The sequence below is a fragment of the Streptomyces sp. NPDC002787 genome, assembly GCF_053592095.1.
Genome location: NZ_JBSFVC010000005.1, coordinates 330,634 through 348,632, shown reverse-complemented (window position 1 = coordinate 348,632; position 17,999 = coordinate 330,634). Strand labels below are relative to the sequence as shown.

Below are 17,999 nucleotides of genomic sequence, written 5' to 3'. Positions count from 1 at the left end.
CGGCGCGTGCGCGACACCGGTGCAGGACCACCACACCCCGCCCCAGGACACCCACAGGACCCGCTCAGAAAGCGGGGTTTACCGCCCGCGCTCAGCGCCGAGCCCCACGCGCCCGCCGCGACACGACCGCCCGCAACACCCGTCGCCCCTCCGTGGACACACCGAGCGCCTGCCGGACCCCCGCCGCACCGTGCTGCGCGAGCAGCTCCAACACCACGACCTGACGACGCAGTTCGGCGGCGACGAGATGGGAGGCGCCCTCGGTACGGCCCGCACGACAGGCCGCCACGGAGTCCTCACCACCGCGGTCCAACGGGTCGAGCAACTGATGGATCCGCAGGGCCGAGACGGAACACACGTCGGCCCACTCCCGCAGCCCGTCACCGGACCGCTCCGTAGGAACCGCGTCGAGCATCCGGCGGGCGAGCAGGACGACCTCTTCCTCCTCGCCGGAGGACGACGAAGCCGCGGCCCCCAACTCACCGCGTACCTTCGCCACCTTCTCCCCCCACCCCGCCCCGTCGTCCACCAGCCCCGCCCACAGCGGACGCAGCACCTCGTCGTCGCCTCCGAGAAGCGGTACGCAGCGGTCCAAACAAGCCAACCCGCTTGCCGCCAGACCGCGTTCGTCGGCCTGGACGATCAGCTCCACCAGGCTCATCACGCCTCCCCTAGATCCCGCTCGACCACGCCCCGGATATACGGAGCCCACACTTCCCCTTACTGCGTGCGACGACACGGGAGTGTCACAGAGGGACGACCCCGAGCCGGTCGAGCAACCGGAAGAGAATGTTTTCAGCCAGGGGGTCCGCCGGTCCAGGCTCCGAGGCCAACACATCGGCCAGCGACTGCTCGACGACGACCCGCCCCGCCTCCGCCGCCCAGGCGGCGGCCCGTTCGGCCGCGTCGCGCGGTTCGAGGAAGTAGTCCTCGACGGTGAGTCCCTCACCGTCGCCCAGGTACGCGGCCATGGCACGCCGCGCGAGGCAGGTGGTCCACGCCCCGCTCTCCGGCCCGGCGGCCTCCACGACCACGCAGTCACTGCCCATGACGTACCCGAACAGCGCGGGCGCCCCCGTCTCCAGGGCGAGCGCGTTCATGTTCCCGACGTCCCCGGCGCCTTCCTCACCGGCGGCGCCGGTCGGGTACTCCCACACCTGCCACCCCTCGGCGGCCGTCGCCCGCAGGGCCATGCCCTCCGCCCCGGCCAACGCGCCCAGCTCCACGAGCGGCCGCTCGCTCCGGCCCACGACGTAGTACCCCCAGTACCCCATGCCGGGAATACACCACATCCGCACGGCAGTTCGCGCCCGGAATCGGGCAATCCGGGCTACCGGTCTCAGACGGCGACCGGCTCCGGCTCACGCGGGCCGCTCCGCGCCATGTCGTCCTGCATCCGCGTGAGTGCCAGGACGAAGAGGATGGCGAGCACGGCGGTGGGGACCTCGAAGGCGTCGGCGAACAGCACCTGCTCGGTGGCCGTATGCATGTCCTCGGCCGTCTCGGCCCGGCGGTAGGTGGCCACGCTCGCCTGGCTCGCGAACCCGCCGATGATCCACATCGTCCACCAGGCGTTGACGAGCCCGTGCGAGCGGGGCCTGCCTCCCGGGCTGCTGGCGTCCCAGCTGTCGAGGGCGATCCGGCGCGGGAACCAGAGGTTCACGATCGGCACGATCCAACCGGCGATCGCCCAGCCCCGCTTCTTCCGGTGCCCGAACGGTTCGAACACCTCGGCGTTGACCCGCACCCGGTGGAACCAGATCAGGAAGACGACGACGGTGGCGAGATAGGCGGTCATCTGCGCGCTGCCGGCCAGGCCGGAGAACCGGTCGGCCCGCTCGATCTCCGCGTCGAGGGCGAGCCCGCCCTCGCCGTCCCGCATCCTGCCCAGCACGTCGAGCACCGCGAGGTCCGCCCACACCGCGACCAGGTCGGTCACGATGACCACACCCAGCAGGACGGCCACCGCCCGGCCGAGCCCCACCGGCGACCGCAGCCAGGCGGGACCGTGCGGCGACTGAATGGGCAGCGCCGTGCTCGCGGGCGAAAGCCCCGGTGCGGCCGGGTGCAGGTCAGCCGCCTCGCACTGCCGGCACACCTCACCGCCGGGTGCCGCCGCATAGTTCCCGCAGCGCGCACAGTTCATCGTCCAGCCCCCGTGAAATCGAACCCGCCGAACGCGGTCCTCCCCAGACCCTCACGCTCGGCAATCAGAACACGCGGAACATACGGTTCACCCGCCCCACCCGTCCACCCGTTTCGGTCTCCGGCTCCCGTTTTCCCGGCCGCCCGGGAACTCAGCTCACCTTCCCCGCCAGGTCCCGGAACTCCGCCCAGCTCATCCCCGGCTTCACCGGATCCCAGAGCTTCTGCGACAGCGCCCGCAGCGGCATCCGGACACCCGCGGCGACCTGCGCCTCGGTCTGCCGGTTCGCCAGGTCGCACCAGACGGCGAAGACACCGCCCAGGATCTGGTCGTCGTACTGGGCGGGGACGGCGGTCGTACCGCGCAGCACCCGTGGGGTCCAGGACTCGTAGATGCGCTGCCCGGTCGGGTAGAAGAACTGGTTGGGCTCGCCGAGGACGTAGTACAGGTACTCGTCGTTGTAGTTGATCACCTGCCGCCCGGCGCTCAGATACTCGACCGGCGGCCGGGCCCCGATCTCCTTGCCGGTCCAGTAGGCGACCTGGATCGCCTTGTCCGCCTGGACCGACCCGCCCCGGAAGATCCCGTCGTTCCAGGCCCGCACGGTCCGCTCGTGCCCGCGCATCACCTTGGCGCGGTCGTTCAGCCACCCGGTCGCGAGGTCGGCGACGGTCGCGCCGGCGCCGTACTTCTGCCGCGCGGCGGCGGCCAGCTGCGGATACGAGGCCTCGGGGTTCGACACCATCAGCGCCCGGTACTCGTCGGCGCCGAGATGCCAGTACGCGCCGTCGAAGAGGCCGGCGTACTCGTCGAGCAGTTCGTCGACGACCTCGGCGGCGGCCGGCTTGGAGATGTCCACGGCCCCGCGGGCGGCGACACCCTGCGCGTTGACCAGCTGGAGCGCGGGATTCGCGGCGATCACGGCCCCCAGATGCCCGGGCGAGTCGATCTCCGGGACGACCTCGATGTGCCGGCTCTTCGCGAGGTCCAGGATCTTTCGCACCTGGGCCTTGGTGAGGTGCTGCTCCGACACCACCTCGGGGTGGGACGTGGACTCGATCCGGAAGCCCTGGTCGTCCGAGAAGTGCAGACCGAGCTCGTTGTACTTGAGGTCGCCCAGCTCACGGATGCGGTCCTCGATCCAGCCCGCCGTGAAGTGCTTGCGCGCGATGTCGAGCATGAACCCGCGCCGCGGCTTGGCCGGCTCGTCCCGTACGACGCCCTCCGGAGCCGTACCGCCGCCGCGCACCTCCTGTTTCAGTGTGCGGGTCCCGTAGAAGACGCCCGCCTCGGCGGGCGCGGCTATCCGCACCCGCCGGTCCTTCACCGTCAGCGTGTACGCCTCCGACCTCGGCTCGTCCGACCCGGTCAGCGCCAGCTCCACGTCCCCGTCCCGGGGTGCCGAGTCCCCCGCGTACGCCAGCCCCAGCTCGTCGGCGGTCAGCCGCCCCTCGTCCGCCAGCGCCGCGTTCCGTACGACGACCCGCCCGCCGTCGGCGGGCTTCCAGCCGGGACCACGGGCGGCCTCGTGCTGCCGTACGGCCGGGACGGTCCGCGGTTTCTGGGACAGCGGATACGAGCGCGAGGGCGACGGGGAGGGTGAGCTCTCGGCGGCGCTCACGGACGACCCGGGCGGCGACGGCTGCGACCCGCTCGGCGTCCGCGTCTCACCGCCCGGCCACACGGTCACGGCCACCGCGACCGCACCGCCCGCCAGAACCACTCCCGTGCCCAGGAGCAACCCTTTCGACGTGATCGCCGTCTTCCTGCGGGGTGCCCTGCGCCGACCACGGTTCACGCCGCGCCCTCGGTCCCGATCCCGGTCACCGTTCACGACCTCTCACACACCTCTCGCCCGCGACTTGCCCCCGCCTCTCTCCCGGCTCTCTTCCGAGCCCCTTATCGAACCTACGACGTCCAGCCGCCCCACCCGTCCACCACAGCTTCCGAAACTCTCCCGTTCGGGTGAATTTCGGGCATCGAACGGACAGCCCATGACCCGCCTCGATAACGTGGTGGCGCATCTCTCACAGCCTGACCCGCCACCCCCTACGCACCGCCGAGGACCCACGCTGCCTCCGCACCGCCTCCCCCACCTCCCCGGCCAGGTCGCCATACCGGAGCAGGCTCACACCCCGAGCCCGTCGGCCCTGGAGCGGTTCAACCACGCGCCCGCCGAGACCGCCCGCCAGGCCCTGCTCACCTGCCTCCGCAGCCTCCGCTGGGCCCACCGCCTCGCCGACCACCGCCCCTACCCCGACCTCGACGCCCTCCTGGCCGCCTCCGACGAGGCCGCGTACGACCTCACGGCCACGGACCTGGCGGAGGCCCTGGCCGGCGAAACCCTCCCCGCCCTCCCCCCGGACACCTACGGCATCGCCCACACCGCCCTGAACGCCGCCCACGCCGCCTACGAGGCCCGCTTCGGCCATGTCTTCGTCATCGCCCTGGACGGCACCGACCCCGGCGAACTCCTCGACCGGGCCCTGGAGGGCATCCGCACCCGCCTGGCGAACGACCCGGAGGAGGAACGGGTCGTGGTGGCGGAGGAGCTGCGCCGCCTGGCCCGACACCGCCTGGCACGCCTGCTGGGGAACTTTCCGACCCCCGCCCCGCATTAAGAAGGGCGCCGGGAACTGCGCGTCTTTCAGGGGCGCGCGGAACCGCGCGACCAGCCACACCACACCCGCACCCGGCACTTCACAGGGCACCCCCTCCCCGGAAGCCGCCCGCTACTCACCCTTACGTGCACCTTTGTATGCCAGTTTGATCACACCAACCCTCCCGGCTTAAGCCAAGTGCAACGACGTCGCTACCATGGCCGGGGCCGGTGGACCGTACCCGGCCGGGTCAGACCGACAAGCAAGCCGGCCGGCCCCAATCCCCGCTCCCGGAGGGTTCTTCCGTGCCGGCTGGAACGCTGTACCGCGGCCGGGAAGGAATGTGGTCCTGGGTGGCTCATCGAGTCACCGGCGTCCTCATCTTCTTCTTCCTGTTCGTACACGTGCTGGACACCGCTCTCGTCCGTGTGTCCCCCGACGCCTACGACAAGGTCGTGGCCACGTACAAGACGCCGATCGTCGCGCTGCTGGAGTACGGCCTCGTCGCCGCCATCCTCTTCCACGCGCTGAACGGTCTTCGGGTCATCGCCGTCGACTTCTGGTCGAACGGCCCCCGTCACCAGAAGACGATGCTCTGGTCGGTCGTCGGTATCTGGCTCGTGCTGATGATCGGGGCCCTGTACCCCGTCCTCGGGCACGCCGCTCGTGAAGTCTTCGGGAGCTGAGGCAGATGTCCACCACTGAGACCACCGCATCCGGTATCGGCCCGGTCGAGGGCGCGGGCGAGCTGTCGGGCTACAGCCCCGAGCACCCGGCCCCGCTCATCGAGCCGCCCCGCAAGCGCACCAAGAAGACCCCCAAGACGACCCGCGGCAACTTCGAGATGGTCGCGTGGCTCTTCATGCGACTGTCCGGGATCGTCCTGGTCGTCCTGGTCATCGGCCACCTGCTCATCCAGCTCGTCCTCGACGGCGGCGTCTCCAAGATCGGCTTCGCGTTCGTCGCGGGCCGCTGGGCGTCCCCGTTCTGGCAGGTCTGGGACCTGCTGATGCTGTGGCTGGCGATGCTGCACGGCGCCAACGGCCTGCGCACGGTCATCAACGACTACGCGGAGCGCGCGAACACCCGCCTGTGGCTGAAGGGCCTGCTCTACACCGCCACGGTGTTCACCATCCTGCTGGGCACGCTGGTGATCTTCACCTTCGACCCGAACATCCGCTAGGCACGGGGCTGAGGCAACCGATCATGAAGATCCACAAGTACGACACCGTCATCGTCGGCGCCGGCGGCGCCGGAATGCGCGCGGCCATCGAGTCCACGCAGCGCAGCCGTACCGCCGTGCTGACCAAGCTGTACCCCACCCGCTCCCACACGGGCGCCGCGCAGGGCGGCATGGCCGCCGCGCTCGCCAACGTGGAGGAGGACAACTGGGAGTGGCACACCTTCGACACGGTCAAGGGCGGTGACTACCTGGTCGACCAGGACGCCGCCGAGATCCTGGCGAAGGAGGCCATCGACTCCGTCCTCGACCTGGAGAAGATGGGCCTGCCGTTCAACCGCACGCCCAACGGCACGATCGACCAGCGCCGCTTCGGCGGTCACAGCCGGAACCACGGCGAGGCCCCGGTCCGCCGCTCCTGCTACGCGGCCGACCGCACCGGCCACATGATCCTCCAGACGCTGTACCAGAACTGCGTCAAGCACGGCGTGGAGTTCTTCAACGAGTTCTACGTCCTGGACCAGCTGATCACCGAGGTCGACGGCGTCAAGAAGTCCGCCGGTGTCGTCGCGTACGAGCTGGCGACCGGAGAGATCCACATCTTCCAGGCGAAGGCCGTGATCTACGCCTCCGGCGGCTGCGGCAAGTTCTTCAAGGTGACGTCCAACGCGCACACCCTGACCGGTGACGGCCAGGCGGCCGTGTACCGCCGGGGTCTGCCGCTGGAGGACATGGAGTTCTTCCAGTTCCACCCGACCGGCATCTGGCGCATGGGCATCCTGCTGACGGAGGGCGCCCGCGGTGAGGGCGGCATCCTCCGCAACAAGGACGGCGAGCGCTTCATGGAGAAGTACGCGCCGGTGATGAAGGACCTCGCGTCGCGAGACGTGGTGTCGAGGTCGATCTACACGGAGATCCGTGAGGGCCGCGGCTGTGGCCCCGAGGGTGACCACGTCTACCTCGACCTCACCCACCTCCCGCCGGAGCAGCTCGACGCCAAGCTCCCGGACATCACCGAGTTCGCGCGGACTTACCTCGGCATCGAGCCCTACACGGACCCGATCCCGATCCAGCCGACCGCGCACTACGCCATGGGCGGCATCCCGACGAACGTCGAGGGTGAGGTCCTGGCGGACAACACCACCGTCGTCCCGGGTCTGTACGCCGCCGGTGAGGTCGCCTGTGTCTCCGTGCACGGCGCCAACCGTCTCGGCACCAACTCGCTGCTCGACATCAACGTGTTCGGGCGCCGGGCGGGCATCGCGGCCGCCGACTACTCCCAGAAGGCCGACTTCGTCGAGCTGCCGGAGAACCCGGAGTCCCTGGTCGTCGAGCAGATCGAGCGGCTGCGCGCCTCCACGGGCAACGAGCGCGTGGCGGAGCTGCGGCGTGAGCTGCAGGAGACCATGGACGCCAACGTCATGGTGTTCCGCACCGAGCAGACGATCAAGACGGCCGTCGAGAAGATCGCCGAGCTGCGCGAGCGCTACAAGAACGTGGCGATCCAGGACAAGGGCAAGCGGTTCAACACCGACCTCCTGGAGGCCGTCGAGCTGGGCAACCTGCTCGACCTCGCCGAGGTCATGGCCGTGTCGGCGCTGGCCCGCAAGGAGTCCCGCGGTGGTCACTACCGCGAGGACTACCCGAACCGCGACGACGTCAACTTCATGCGTCACACCATGGCGTACCGCGAGGTCGGCGACGACGGCTCCGAGACCGTCCGCCTCGACTACAAGCCGGTCGTCCAGACCCGCTACCAGCCGATGGAGCGTAAGTACTGATGGCAACCCCGACCCTGGACAAGGCGGACGCGGCCGGCAGCCCCGAGCCCGGCTTCGCCGACTCCCCGTACATCACGGTCACCTTCCGTATCCGTCGCTTCAACTCCGAAGTCTCGGCCGAGGCGACCTGGGAAGACTTCCAGCTGGAGATCGACCCCAAGGAGCGCGTCCTCGACGGTCTGCACAAGATCAAGTGGGACGTGGACGGCACCCTGACCTTCCGCCGCTCCTGCGCGCACGGCATCTGCGGCTCGGACGCCATGCGGATCAACGGCAAGAACCGTCTGGCCTGCAAGACGCTGATCAAGGACATCAACCCCGAGAAGCCGATCACGGTCGAGCCCATAAAGGGCCTCACGGTCCTCAAGGACCTGGTCGTGGACATGGAGCCGTTCTTCCAGGCGTACCGGGACGTGATGCCCTTCCTGATCACGAAGGACACCAACGAGCCGACGCGTGAGCGCTTCCAGACCGCCGAGGACCGCGAGCGCTTCGACGACACCACGAAGTGCATCCTCTGCGCCGCGTGCACGTCCTCGTGCCCGGTGTTCTGGAACGACGGCCAGTACTTCGGTCCGGCCGCGATCGTCAACGCCCACCGTTTCATCTTCGACTCGCGTGACGAGGCCGGTGAGACGCGCCTGGAGATCCTCAACGACCGGGACGGCGTGTGGCGTTGCCGTACGACGTTCAACTGCACGGACGCCTGCCCGCGCGGTATCGAGGTCACCAAGGCGATCCAGGAGGTGAAGCGGGCGCTCATCACGCGCCGCTTCTAGGCTTCCGGGCCGTACGACGCTGAGGGCCCCGCTCCGGGATCGGAGCGGGGCCCTCAGCGTGATGGAACCGGAGCGACGTCAGCCGCGCAGGACACGGCCCTGCGCGTCGGTGCGGTCGTTGCTCGTGAGGAACAGGATGCCGTCGATCAGGGACCAGAAGCCGAGACCACCGCAGGTGAGGAGCTGGGCGACGCCCACGCCGACGGAACCGACGTAGAACCGACCGATGCCGAGCGTGCCGAGGAAGAGCTGCAGAATGCCGGCGACGATCTTCGACTTGTCGGAGTACGGGCGACCCTGCGGGTCGTGGCCGAAGGGAGCGTCAGGGGTGGGGACGGTCATGGAAGTAACTCCTGGATGTACTGACTGAAAAACCGAAGCGGATGCTCCGGGGGGAATCGCAGGAGAGAAGGCGCGGCCAATACCGGCAGCAATCGGGCACGGCGAATACCGGCCAACGATCGAGACACGACGTAATCCCCCGTCATCCCCCCTGTCGCCGTTGCAGCCTAGTGAGACTCAGGGGACGGGCGGGAGGGGGGCCAAGCGATCGTTCCGATTCCGTGATCCGATTCCAGCCAACTTGCGACAACTGGGCAACATAAAGCGGGCGTAAGGGATTTACGGGGGCCCGGAGAGGGAAGAACCCAGGATTCGGCTGCGCCGGCGCCGTGAAGGCGGCTCAGCGGAGGTTACGGACGATCGTCCATGTCACGGCGATGCCCAGGATCAAGGCCTGGGTGCGGGGCTTCAGTCGGGGGCGCCAGCGGCGGCCCCGCAGGCCCTCGACGAACCAGCGGCCCAGCAGTGCCAGCGCGAAGGGCGCGGCGAGCAGCAGGACGCGGTTGTCGTGCCAGGCCGCGTTGAACTGGCCGTGCATCAGGTCGTACGCCATGCGGGTGCCACCGCAGGCGGGGCAGAGCAGCCCCGTGACATAGCGGAACGGGCACTGGGGCAGCACATGGCCGGGCTCGTGCGGGTTGGTGCCGTACAGGTACGCGGCGCCCGCCAGGCCGGCGGCGGCCACCGCGAGGGGGGCCGCCGCCGGGTGCCGGAGGGCGTGGAGGCCGCGCTCAGCCACGCAGGACACGTCCGTTGGAGTCCGTGGTGTTGCTGCTCGTCAGCAGGATGATGCCGTCGACCAGGGCCCAGATTCCGAGGCCGCCGCAGGTGAAGAGCTGCGCGAGGCCGAGGCCGACGTGACCGATGTAGAACCGGCCGACGCCGAAGGACCCCAGGAACAGCGAGAGGATGCCCGCGACGATCTTCGACTTGTCGGAGTACGGGCGGCCGTACGGGTCGTACCCGTACGGGGCGTTGGGGTCGCCCGTGTACGCGCCGCCCGGCGTCGGGGGCACCTGGTATCCGCCCTGCGGGTAGCCGCCCTGCTGCGGGTAGCCGTAACCGGGCTGGCCCGCACCCGGCTGCTGGTAGCCGCCCTGCGGGGCGCCGTAGGGGTCGCCGGCCTTCGAGGCGCCGTACGGGTTGGCGCCCGGCGCCTGCCCCGGAGCCTGGTTGGGGTAGCCGTATCCGGGCTGCGGCGGCTGCGGGGGCTGAGCGGGCTGCTGAGGCTGCTCGGTCACGGTGCTGACTCCTGCGTGTTGATTGCTTGAGCGGCTGAATAGCTGAATATGGGCTGTCCGTCATATTGCAGGAGGGAAGGGCCCGGAGAGAAGTTGTTACTTCGACCGGCCCCCACCCGACTCCCGCATGTGGGCGGAGTCACAGCCCTGCGATCACAGTTGGCTGAAGATCGTGTGGTCCGTGATCTCCGTGTCCTTGGCGAGCAGCATCGCCTTGCTGAGGATGACTGCGAGCATACGGTCGCCCTCGAAGGGGAGATAGCCGGTCTGCGTGGTTCCGTTCCCGTCGGTGACGGCCGACTTGGGAACGACGCACAGATAGCGGTCGTTCGGGGACATCGAGATGTTGCCGGACCCGAGATGGATCCGATACGTGTGCAGTTGGCCCTCGACCTGGAGGAACCGCCCTTCCGGCGTGCACCGGTCGCCGATCGCGAGCCGCGGCACGAACCGCTCCAGCAGCGCACGGCCGGACCGACAGTCAGCCCGCAACGCCGGACGACAGTCAGGCGGCGCCTCCGGACGACAGTCAGGCCGCGCTTCCGGACCGACGGTCAGTCCAGGTCCTCCGACATGGGCCCGTACTCCTCCCACCCCTCCAGGTCCTTCTCCACGGCGTCGAGCAGCCGGCCGAACGCCACCTCCTCGTAGAGGACGCCGGAGTAGGCCTCACGGGCGCGGTTCCCGTTGATGTCGGCGGTGGGCGTGCCGGAGGCCACACGATCGAAGGCCTTCTGGGACCTCGCCACGAAGTCGCGGTACTTCATGGTCCTGACGGCGGAGTCGAACGCCGGACCGCGCAGCCCCTTCACCTCGGCGGCGAGTTCGAGCAGATACGCGTCGGTGAAGCCGTCGACGATCTCCTCCGGCTGGTTGGCGTAGAGCAGCGACGGCCACCACGGCCGTCATCCGTCTTCTCCGCGTACCCACCATCGACGCACGCCCCTTCCCCGTTCACCGAAGGGCCGGATCACAGCCTGCGCGGCTCCCCTCCCTCGACATCCGTCGCCCTCGCCTCGAACCCCCTGGGGCCTGACATGTCCGCGTACTGTACGACACAGGGCGGTGACCTGGAACAATCAAAAAAGATTCCTCCCCCGTGCGTACAACCCTCACGACACCCAACAGGTCTTCTCCGTACGCCTGTTCGGCGCATCGCGATAGGGCCGTTCCTCTCGGCGTCACCTCGCGGACGCGTGCACCTGTGTGCAGATACCGGGCAAGGCACCCACAGCAGCGCGGGGCCGTCCAGCAGGCCCCGGTGCACACCGCAGGAGACGCATGTTCACGCGCAGGAAATCCCGCCTGGTTCTCGGGACGGCCGCGGCCGTGTCACTGACCGGCGGACTGCTCAGCCTCTCGGCAGGCGCCTCGAGCGCCGCCCCCGCGAAGTACGCCGACGACTTCAACGGCGACGGGTACCGGGACTACGCGACCACCGACTGGGGGTCGTTCACGGTGACGTACGGGACGGCGACCGGTCCCGGCACCCGGACCAAGAGGTTCACCCAGAACAGCGCGGGCGTGCCGGGCAAGTCCGGTGACGCCGGCGGCTACGTGGACGGTTTCGGCGAGGATCTCGCCGCCGCCGATCTCAACCGCGACGGCTACGCCGACCTGGCGGTCGCCGACCGCAGCGAGAAGGTGGGCGGGAAGGTCAGCGCGGGCGCGGTCACCATCATGTGGGGAGCCAAGTCCGGTCTCGGGACCAAGGCGACCAGGCTCCCCCTCAAGGCCAAGTCCCACCTGAGCTTCGGCAACGAGCTGGAGACCGGCGACTTCGACGGCGACGGCAAGGCGGACCTGGCGGTCGCCGACGGCCTCGACACCGTCTACGTCTACCGAGAAGGTTTCACCAAGACAGGCAAGACAGGCAAGGTCACGAGGCACACCCGCTCGAACCACGCCCGCACCCTCGAACCCACCGGGCTCGTCGCCGGAAAGGTCACCAAGGACAAGGCCACCGACCTGTACGTCCTCGGCCAGGGATACCGCAAGAACAAGATGACCCAGGACGCCTGGTTGCTGCGCGGCGGCAAGACGGTCACGTGGAGCAGCAAGCTGGTCGCGATCAACGACACGGAGCCGGACTACGACCCGAGCGGCATCATCGCCGACTTCGACAGGGACGGTTACGGGGACCTGGCGGTCGGCGACACGTCGTACAACAAGGGTGCGGGCTCGGTGGTCGTCGTACGCGGCGGCAAGACCGGCCCCACCACCAAGTACCGCCTCACGCAGGCCACTTCGGGAGTCGCCACGGCCGCGTCGAAGGGTGACTGCTTCGGGTACGCCCTCTCCGCCGGCGACACCGACCGGGACGGTTACCCGGATCTCGCGGTCGGAGTCTGCGGGGAGAAGGTCGGCTCCGCGGGGGACGCGGGCGGCGTCCACGTCCTGCGCGGCGGCAAAAAGGGCGTGACCGGCACCGACTCCAAGTGGTTCAGCCGGGCCACTGCGGGAGTTCCGGGCAACCCCCGGGAGTACGAGATGTTCGGCTCCGCGATCCGCCTGCGCGACCTCGACGGCGACGGAGACAAGGACCTCCTGGCCGCGAGCGTGAACGGCGCCACGAGCGTGTTCCTCCGGGCGAGCGCGTCGGGGATCACGACCGACGGGGTGACGGAGTCGAGCCTGCACCCGAGCTTCCCGCAGTAGCACCGGCCCAGCAGGCGCCAAGCGGCGCCCCTTGGCTGGATCGCGCCCAACTCCCGTGACGGATGGGGCGGTTGATCACACACTGACCCCATGAACCTCCTGAGGAAAGCCGCGGCCGCCTTTACGGCCGCGGCCGCGATCCTGATCGCGACACCCCCCACAGCCTCGGCGACGCCCGCCCCGCACGACACGTCCGACCGCACATACGGCGGCGCATACGGCGGCACACTCGTCCGGGAGAACTTCGACCGCCTCCCCCTCGGCCCGGTGACGCGTGGCCGGGGTTGGACCACGGATACCTCCGACGGCACTATGACCGTCGCATCCAGCGCCGACGGCCACGGCCGGGAACTCCACCTCCGCACCGAGGGCAACGGCCGCGCCTTCATGGTCCTGTCCGACCTCGCCCCGCGCGGCAACAGCTTCTGGGCCCGGATGCGGCTGCGCGTGACCGAGTTCCCCACGGCCCCCGACTGGGCCCACTGGACCCTGGCCGAAGCCTCGGGCCCCGACTCCCCCACCCTGGTCCGCCCCCTCGGCGGCCAGTACGCCCCCACCGACAAGGGCAACTTCTGGGGCGTCGGCTCGGACCTGGGCCCGACGGGCGACTGGACGAACTGGAAGACGTCGGCCCCGGCGGTGGCCGGGAAGTGGAGTTGCGTGGAGTTCCACCTGGACGCCACAGACAACCGGGTCACGGTCTACCTGGACGGCACCGAACAGCGCGACCTGACCGTCTCCACCAAGAACCACGGAGGCACGGCGGACGACTTCGCCTTTCCCACCTTCGACAAGCTGAAGCTGGGCTGGCAGCTGTACCAGGCGAACCCTGCTCCGCCGGCGTTCGAGATGCGCATGGACGACATCGCGGTGAGCAGCCACCGCGTGGGCGGCTGCAAGGCCTGAACGAGAGGGCCGCACCACGCTTCTGCTGTCCTCGAAGCCGAAGCCGCCCCCAAGGGGGCCGCCCGTTCTCCGCGAACTGACGGCCCCGCTCACCTATACGCCCGGGAAACGCCACTCCGCCCACACCTCCTTGCCACCGCCGCTAGTCCGCCCGTTGACGACGAGGTGGTGCCCCCACTCGTCGGCGCAAGCCCGCGACAGCCACAGCCCCCGTCCGCTTTCGGCATCGAGCCCCGGTCCCGGCCTCTCTCGCGGCAGATACGGGCTGCTGTCCCACACGCTCAGCCGTAGCCGCCCATCGGCGCGTAGAAGCCGTACAGCGACCGAATCCCCCGTATGAGCAAGGGAGTTCGTGACCAACTCGGAGGCGACGAGTTGGGCGTTGTCGAGGACGGTGAGGTCGGCTTGGTAGCGGGTGAGTACGGCTCGCACATGGGCGCGGACGATGCCAGGGCCGAGAGGCGTGTGGGGGATTCGGAGGGCGTACTCCCAGTCGTTGGCCAATGGGGCGCCTACGAAGGGTGCCCTGCGGGCGAGTTCGGTCATGGATGCAACTCCTCTGTGAGGTACGAAGGGGATGAATGACATGTACGGAGGGGGCACAAGCGGGCCGAGATGGACGGATGACTCGGGTGACGTGGGCGGTGGCTCTGCCGCCATACGCTGCGCTCGGCGCGGGCAAGGCGGTGCACTTCCTGAAACCCATCGCCACGTTAAGTAGCTGCCGCAACACTGAAAGTAGAGGCTCAGGAGTAGGGTTACTACCTACTTCGGAAAACCATTACCCCAATGAGTGAAAGGCGGGCAGCATGCCGCCAAGGGCAGCAGCGACCGAACGACAGCAGCGTCTAGGCGCTGAGCTGCGCAAACTGAGGCAACGTGCCGGCCTGAACTCCCGCGAGGCAGGCGAGTTGCTCAACGTCAACGCGGCGCGCATCAGCTCCATCGAAGCAGGGCGCTTCGGGGTCAGCGCGGACCGGGTCCGCATGTTCGCCCACAGCTACGGCTGCTCGGACGAGACATACATTGAGGCCCTGGCTGCAATGACCGCAGGCCGGGCCCGCAACTGGTGGGACGAGTACCGCGACACCCTCCCGTCCGGCCTGCTCGACCTGGCCGAGCTCGAACACCACGCGACGGCGATCCGCACCGCCCAAGTTGCCCACATCCCAGGCCTGTTCCAGACCGTCGACTACGCGCGCCTGATCTTCCGGCAGTCCATCCCGCAACTGTCCCCACCAGAGATCGAGTACCGCGTCTCCCACCGCATCAAGCGCCAGGGCATCCTCTTTGCGGCCAACCCGACCCCGTACATCGCAGTCATCCACGAGGCAGCTCTGCGCATGAGATTCGGCGACCGAGACGTGACGAGCGAACAGTTGGAACACGTCATCAAAATGAGCGAGCTGAACCATGTGACCGTGCTGGCCATCCCGTACGCCGCCGGCATCTTCCCCGGTGCCGGGCAGACCGTCCTGTACGCCGACGGCCCTGTCCCACAGCTGGACACCGTGCAACTCGACGCCGAACATGGGTCCGTATTCCTCCACGCCGACCTCCAGCTGGAGAAGTACCGCACGTTCATGACCCGCTTCGAGGCGGTCGCCCTCAAGGAGTCCGCCTCCCGAGACCTGATCCGCGAGATCATCAACAACCTCTGAAAGGCTCCGAAGTGCCCACCCTCCACTGGCAGAAGTCGTCCTACAGCAGCGAGGGAAACAACTGCCTCGAACTGGCCACCAGCAACGACGGAGCCATCCACCTCCGCGAGTCCGACGACCCCACTGTCGCTCTGACCTTCCAGCCCCGGGAACTCACCGCCCTGCTGCACACGACGCGGAGAGGCATATCTCCAGTGGCAGGTTCCATGGCCGTCCCTTGAAAACGGGGTCTGCGCCCTCGCGTCGTAACGCAGTGATCAGCGTGCCGAACTGCCGCGGGCTCAGTCCGCTGATCGGGGCCACTCAGGAGGGCTCCGACGCCGTGATCACGCCAGTCACTTGCCTGATCATTCCACGGCTTCAGGTGCTCCCTGCTCGAACGCGAGACGGCAGCGTTCAACCTGCTCGGCCACCTGTTCCATGAACCAGCTCATGATCGCGTAGGGGATGACGTGCTCGTCGTGGCTGTGGATGTGGACGGCCGGCTCCTGGCTTGGGTCCTCGTCGGGTATCACGGCCACCGCGAAAGCAGTTCCGGGGAGGTGAGTCTCTGCATTAGGAATGTCAGCCCACGCAGCCGGCGCCGGTACGGCCTCGCTCAGCTCCACGCACCAGGCGTCGTCCGGCAAGGCGTAGTGGAACTGAATGGCGTAGTGGCGGCCTGCATGAACGCGCAGCTCTGGCATGTCCGCAGGCTGCCACAGATGCCACGTCGGAGTCTCGCGAGTATCCGCTCACCACCTGGTGAGGCGCCCCACCGACCATTTGCGGGACAGCTCTCAGGTGCGGCTTCTCATGCTGTTCCAGGCTTATCGATCTCTTCCGGCGGCACGAACCGGAGTTCGGCGAACTCGTCGGAGATCTCCAGCCGGCCCCCGGTGATGCTGGCGATGAAGCAGACGTTGAACTGGCACCGGACCTCACCGTCGTTGTAGGCGATGATGTGTTTCGGGTTGGTGTAAGTGCCGACCAGGGCCGTGATCTCCACGTCGAGGTCGGGCCTCCTTTTTGACCTCACGGACGGCCGTGCCAAGGCAGGGAGTCGGAGTGGTTCATGCCGCCTCCGGTCAGGGCCCACAGGTCGTCGTCGCGGCGGCACTGGAGAAGGATGCGCCCGTGGTCGTGGTCATCGGTAACGACGGCGGAGGCGGCGACGACCATGCTGTTCGGCTTGGGCGCATTCGGCTCGTCGTACTACTCGGTTTGCGCCACGGTCAGCCCTCCTCTCGTACGGGGGTTGCCGTCGTCCACGCAGCGTCGAAGCTCTCGGCGTAGGTGTCGAACATGCTGCCTGTCTCGTGTCGGCGTAGATGCCATACGGGGGCGGCGTAGGCGTTGATGCCCCAGACCTGGGCGTTGACGAGTTGCTGGTCGTCGACGCCAGACGGTGGCGATGGTGACCTTGCCGGTCTTGCGGTCGGGGCGGCGGCGCTTGATCTGGACCGCCTGGCAGGCCCCCGGGGAAGAGCAGGTTACTGACGGTGGCGACCTTGATCCGGCGGATCTCGGAGCGGCCGTGGCCGCTGCCCCGGGTGCGGCCCTGGAGCGGAATCTCCTGCCAGGGCGAGGACTTGAGCGGCTTGCGCAGCTTCTTCTGGTTGCCCTTGACGATCGCGATGTAGTGGGCCCGGCAGCCCAGGAATATCCGGCCTGCTCGCGCTGGGTGCGGAGCGCGTGGCTGGTGACCACGGTTCCGGCCAGGTCGGCGACAGTGTCCAACAGCGGCTGGAAGCAGGTGGTCTCGCCGGTCTTCTCGCCCACGTCGAGCTGGGCCAGGACCAAGCCGGACGTGTGCTCCAGAGCGGCGAGCAGATGGACCTTGCGGCCGCGGGCCTTGGCCGCGCCGCGCAGGCTCTTCCCGTCCACTGACAGCCCGCGCAGTCCGGCGCTCTCGGGGCGGCGGTCGGCGAGCCAGCTGCCCACGGCCCGGTCCAGCGCGTCGCCGTCGATGCGGGTCAGCAGCCGGCGGACCGTCGCCTCTGCTGGCACCAGCCGCCGCGGCAGTACCGGATCAGGCTGCACGCCGAGCTGTTCCAGCACTGCGGTGGTGCGTCCGCGATCCACTCGCCGACCGCGAGCAGTGAGGTGGCCCCGGCCAACACCGCACACGCGGCCAGCGCGAGCACGACGGCCAGGGCGTGCCGAACCCCGCGCGGATCGCGAGGATCTGGCACGTCGGCCAGCCGTTCCAGCAGACCCGGCACCTCCCCTGGTCAACCTGGGGCCGCTCGCGGAGCTCAAGGGCAGGTGGTATCAGCGATGATGCGTCGGCAGGCACGGTCTTCCAGGCAGGTCACAGGGCGTAGAGAACTCCATGATCTTGGAAGCCGTGCCTGTCCTATTCGCCAGGAGCCGTCAAACCGGCAGAGCGAGGATTCCCTGGTCGCCCGTCGGTTCTGCAGAGGGCCTAACCGAGTGGCAGTTCGACACGTCGTCCGAGGCCGATCTCCTCCGCCTCATCGTTCGTGACCATCGCGAACACTCCGCTCGGGATGCCCGCAAGCCCAGCCGTGCCAGACGCCACAGCCAGGAGAACCTCCTCAGTGGCCCCGGTGATGAAGAAGACGTACACCCCGTCGTACTCCTCGCCATCGTCATACACCTCCGCTGCGTCCTGCTCAACGAGGAAGTCCTCGATTGGTCAATCACGGGAAGGGATAGGAACCTTCCGGAGCGCCCGGGGCTTCCCTGAGGGGCACATGGAT

At 68.7% G+C, this 17,999-nt stretch carries 23 protein-coding genes and 3 pseudogenes; 10 read left to right on the top strand and 16 right to left on the bottom strand.

Annotated features, from left to right (window positions below; genetic code table 11):
- Nucleotides 1-91: 91 nt before the first annotated feature.
- From ACWD26_RS09575 to ACWD26_RS09560, 4 genes are all read right to left on the bottom strand, one after another.
- On the bottom strand, nt 92-661 hold the full coding sequence (locus tag ACWD26_RS09575) for a hypothetical protein (protein WP_451267924.1): 570 nt from the start codon (nt 659-661) through the stop codon (nt 92-94).
- A gap of 85 nt (nt 662-746) precedes the next feature.
- Nucleotides 747-1,274 (bottom strand): hypothetical protein, encoded by a 528-nt coding sequence (locus tag ACWD26_RS09570; RefSeq protein ID WP_451267922.1) that lies wholly within the window; start codon nt 1,272-1,274, stop codon nt 747-749.
- 65 nt (nt 1,275-1,339) lie between these two features.
- Nucleotides 1,340-2,146 carry a DUF4328 domain-containing protein gene (locus ACWD26_RS09565; RefSeq protein ID WP_451267920.1) on the bottom strand — a complete coding sequence of 269 codons (807 nt, stop codon included), beginning with the start codon at nt 2,144-2,146 and terminating at the stop codon, nt 1,340-1,342.
- Between the two features lie 151 nt (nt 2,147-2,297).
- Entirely contained in the window at nt 2,298-3,944 is a 1,647-nt protein-coding gene (locus ACWD26_RS09560) for a beta-N-acetylhexosaminidase (RefSeq protein WP_451267918.1), read from the bottom strand.
- Nucleotides 3,945-4,140: 196 nt separating this feature from the next.
- Here ACWD26_RS09560 and ACWD26_RS09555 point away from each other — a divergent pair, with 196 nt between their 5' ends.
- From ACWD26_RS09555 to ACWD26_RS09535, 5 genes are all read left to right on the top strand, one after another.
- A complete protein-coding gene (locus tag ACWD26_RS09555) occupies nt 4,141-4,767 on the top strand; it encodes a 2-oxo-4-hydroxy-4-carboxy-5-ureidoimidazoline decarboxylase (RefSeq protein ID WP_451267916.1) in 627 nt (208 codons plus the stop codon).
- Between the two features lie 284 nt (nt 4,768-5,051).
- Nucleotides 5,052-5,432, top strand: coding sequence for a succinate dehydrogenase, cytochrome b556 subunit (gene sdhC / locus ACWD26_RS09550; protein WP_078936941.1), 381 nt, complete (start codon nt 5,052-5,054; stop codon nt 5,430-5,432).
- Between the two features lie 5 nt (nt 5,433-5,437).
- Nucleotides 5,438-5,929: a succinate dehydrogenase hydrophobic membrane anchor subunit gene (locus ACWD26_RS09545; protein ID WP_451267914.1), complete on the top strand. Its 492-nt coding sequence runs from the start codon at nt 5,438-5,440 to the stop codon at nt 5,927-5,929.
- A gap of 23 nt (nt 5,930-5,952) precedes the next feature.
- Nucleotides 5,953-7,707 carry a succinate dehydrogenase flavoprotein subunit gene (gene sdhA, locus ACWD26_RS09540; RefSeq protein ID WP_451267912.1) on the top strand — a complete coding sequence of 585 codons (1,755 nt, stop codon included), beginning with the start codon at nt 5,953-5,955 and terminating at the stop codon, nt 7,705-7,707.
- The gene (locus tag ACWD26_RS09535) at nt 7,707-8,486 is read left to right on the top strand and encodes a succinate dehydrogenase iron-sulfur subunit (protein WP_451267910.1); all 780 of its coding nucleotides are present in this window, start codon (nt 7,707-7,709) and stop codon (nt 8,484-8,486) included. Before sdhA ends, ACWD26_RS09535 begins: the two co-directional genes overlap by 1 nt.
- A 78-nt stretch (nt 8,487-8,564) precedes the next feature.
- Here ACWD26_RS09535 and ACWD26_RS09530 read toward each other — a convergent pair whose 3' ends face one another.
- The 5 genes from ACWD26_RS09530 to ACWD26_RS09510 all read right to left on the bottom strand — a co-directional run bounded on the left by ACWD26_RS09530 (nt 8,565) and on the right by ACWD26_RS09510 (nt 10,836).
- A complete protein-coding gene (locus ACWD26_RS09530) occupies nt 8,565-8,828 on the bottom strand; it encodes a TM2 domain-containing protein (protein ID WP_005481016.1) in 264 nt (87 codons plus the stop codon).
- Between the two features lie 340 nt (nt 8,829-9,168).
- On the bottom strand, nt 9,169-9,567 hold the full coding sequence (locus tag ACWD26_RS09525; RefSeq protein WP_451267907.1) for a DUF2752 domain-containing protein: 399 nt from the start codon (nt 9,565-9,567) through the stop codon (nt 9,169-9,171).
- The gene (locus tag ACWD26_RS09520; RefSeq protein ID WP_451267905.1) at nt 9,560-10,069 is read right to left on the bottom strand and encodes an NINE protein; all 510 of its coding nucleotides are present in this window, start codon (nt 10,067-10,069) and stop codon (nt 9,560-9,562) included. The genes ACWD26_RS09525 and ACWD26_RS09520 overlap by 8 nt, the downstream gene beginning before the upstream one ends.
- Nucleotides 10,070-10,222: 153 nt before the next feature.
- On the bottom strand, nt 10,223-10,561 hold the full coding sequence (locus ACWD26_RS09515) for a DUF7737 domain-containing protein (RefSeq protein WP_451267903.1): 339 nt from the start codon (nt 10,559-10,561) through the stop codon (nt 10,223-10,225).
- Nucleotides 10,562-10,623: 62 nt separating this feature from the next.
- The gene (locus tag ACWD26_RS09510; protein ID WP_451267901.1) at nt 10,624-10,836 is read right to left on the bottom strand and encodes a hypothetical protein; all 213 of its coding nucleotides are present in this window, start codon (nt 10,834-10,836) and stop codon (nt 10,624-10,626) included.
- Between the two features lie 514 nt (nt 10,837-11,350).
- On the opposite strand from ACWD26_RS09510, the gene ACWD26_RS09505 reads away from it, so the two are divergent.
- Together ACWD26_RS09505 and ACWD26_RS09500 are read left to right on the top strand one after the other, a co-directional pair.
- Entirely contained in the window at nt 11,351-12,727 is a 1,377-nt protein-coding gene (locus tag ACWD26_RS09505) for an FG-GAP and VCBS repeat-containing protein (protein WP_451267899.1), read from the top strand.
- Between the two features lie 90 nt (nt 12,728-12,817).
- Complete coding sequence (locus tag ACWD26_RS09500; RefSeq protein WP_451267897.1) at nt 12,818-13,633, top strand: hypothetical protein; 816 nt, start codon at nt 12,818-12,820, stop codon at nt 13,631-13,633.
- 93 nt (nt 13,634-13,726) lie between these two features.
- Here the strand turns inward: ACWD26_RS09500 and ACWD26_RS09495 are convergent, their stop codons facing one another.
- Nucleotides 13,727-14,179: an ATP-binding protein gene (locus ACWD26_RS09495; RefSeq protein WP_451267895.1), complete on the bottom strand. Its 453-nt coding sequence runs from the start codon at nt 14,177-14,179 to the stop codon at nt 13,727-13,729.
- A gap of 263 nt (nt 14,180-14,442) precedes the next feature.
- Here ACWD26_RS09495 and ACWD26_RS09490 point away from each other — a divergent pair, with 263 nt between their 5' ends.
- Together ACWD26_RS09490 and ACWD26_RS09485 are read left to right on the top strand one after the other, a co-directional pair.
- The gene (locus tag ACWD26_RS09490; RefSeq protein ID WP_451267893.1) at nt 14,443-15,294 is read left to right on the top strand and encodes a helix-turn-helix domain-containing protein; all 852 of its coding nucleotides are present in this window, start codon (nt 14,443-14,445) and stop codon (nt 15,292-15,294) included.
- 11 nt (nt 15,295-15,305) lie between these two features.
- The gene (locus ACWD26_RS09485; protein ID WP_451267891.1) at nt 15,306-15,515 is read left to right on the top strand and encodes a DUF397 domain-containing protein; all 210 of its coding nucleotides are present in this window, start codon (nt 15,306-15,308) and stop codon (nt 15,513-15,515) included.
- Here ACWD26_RS09485 and ACWD26_RS09480 read toward each other — a convergent pair.
- The 4 genes and pseudogenes from ACWD26_RS09480 to ACWD26_RS09465 form a co-directional block, all read right to left on the bottom strand.
- A pseudogene (locus ACWD26_RS09480) lies at nt 15,484-15,597 on the bottom strand (IS5/IS1182 family transposase); the annotation flags it as partial. The gene ACWD26_RS09485 and the pseudogene ACWD26_RS09480 sit on opposite strands and share 32 nt — an antisense overlap.
- Before the next feature lie 44 nt (nt 15,598-15,641).
- Nucleotides 15,642-15,980, bottom strand: a complete 339-nt coding sequence (locus ACWD26_RS09475) for a hypothetical protein (protein ID WP_451267889.1) — start codon at nt 15,978-15,980, stop codon at nt 15,642-15,644.
- Nucleotides 15,981-16,102: 122 nt separating this feature from the next.
- Nucleotides 16,103-16,455 (bottom strand): annotated as a pseudogene (locus tag ACWD26_RS09470) (NUDIX domain-containing protein); the annotation flags it as partial.
- Nucleotides 16,456-16,508: 53 nt separating this feature from the next.
- Nucleotides 16,509-16,670: pseudogene (locus ACWD26_RS09465) on the bottom strand (XRE family transcriptional regulator); the annotation flags it as partial.
- Between the two features lie 298 nt (nt 16,671-16,968).
- Here ACWD26_RS09465 and ACWD26_RS09460 point away from each other — a divergent pair.
- Nucleotides 16,969-17,163 carry a hypothetical protein gene (locus ACWD26_RS09460; RefSeq protein WP_451267887.1) on the top strand — a complete coding sequence of 65 codons (195 nt, stop codon included), beginning with the start codon at nt 16,969-16,971 and terminating at the stop codon, nt 17,161-17,163.
- Between the two features lie 86 nt (nt 17,164-17,249).
- Here the strand turns inward: ACWD26_RS09460 and ACWD26_RS09455 are convergent, their stop codons facing one another.
- Nucleotides 17,250-17,468: a transposase family protein gene (locus tag ACWD26_RS09455; RefSeq protein ID WP_451267885.1), complete on the bottom strand. Its 219-nt coding sequence runs from the start codon at nt 17,466-17,468 to the stop codon at nt 17,250-17,252.
- 233 nt (nt 17,469-17,701) lie between these two features.
- Nucleotides 17,702-17,896, bottom strand: a complete 195-nt coding sequence (locus tag ACWD26_RS09450) for a hypothetical protein (RefSeq protein WP_451267883.1) — start codon at nt 17,894-17,896, stop codon at nt 17,702-17,704.
- Between the last annotated feature and the right edge of the window lie 103 nt (nt 17,897-17,999).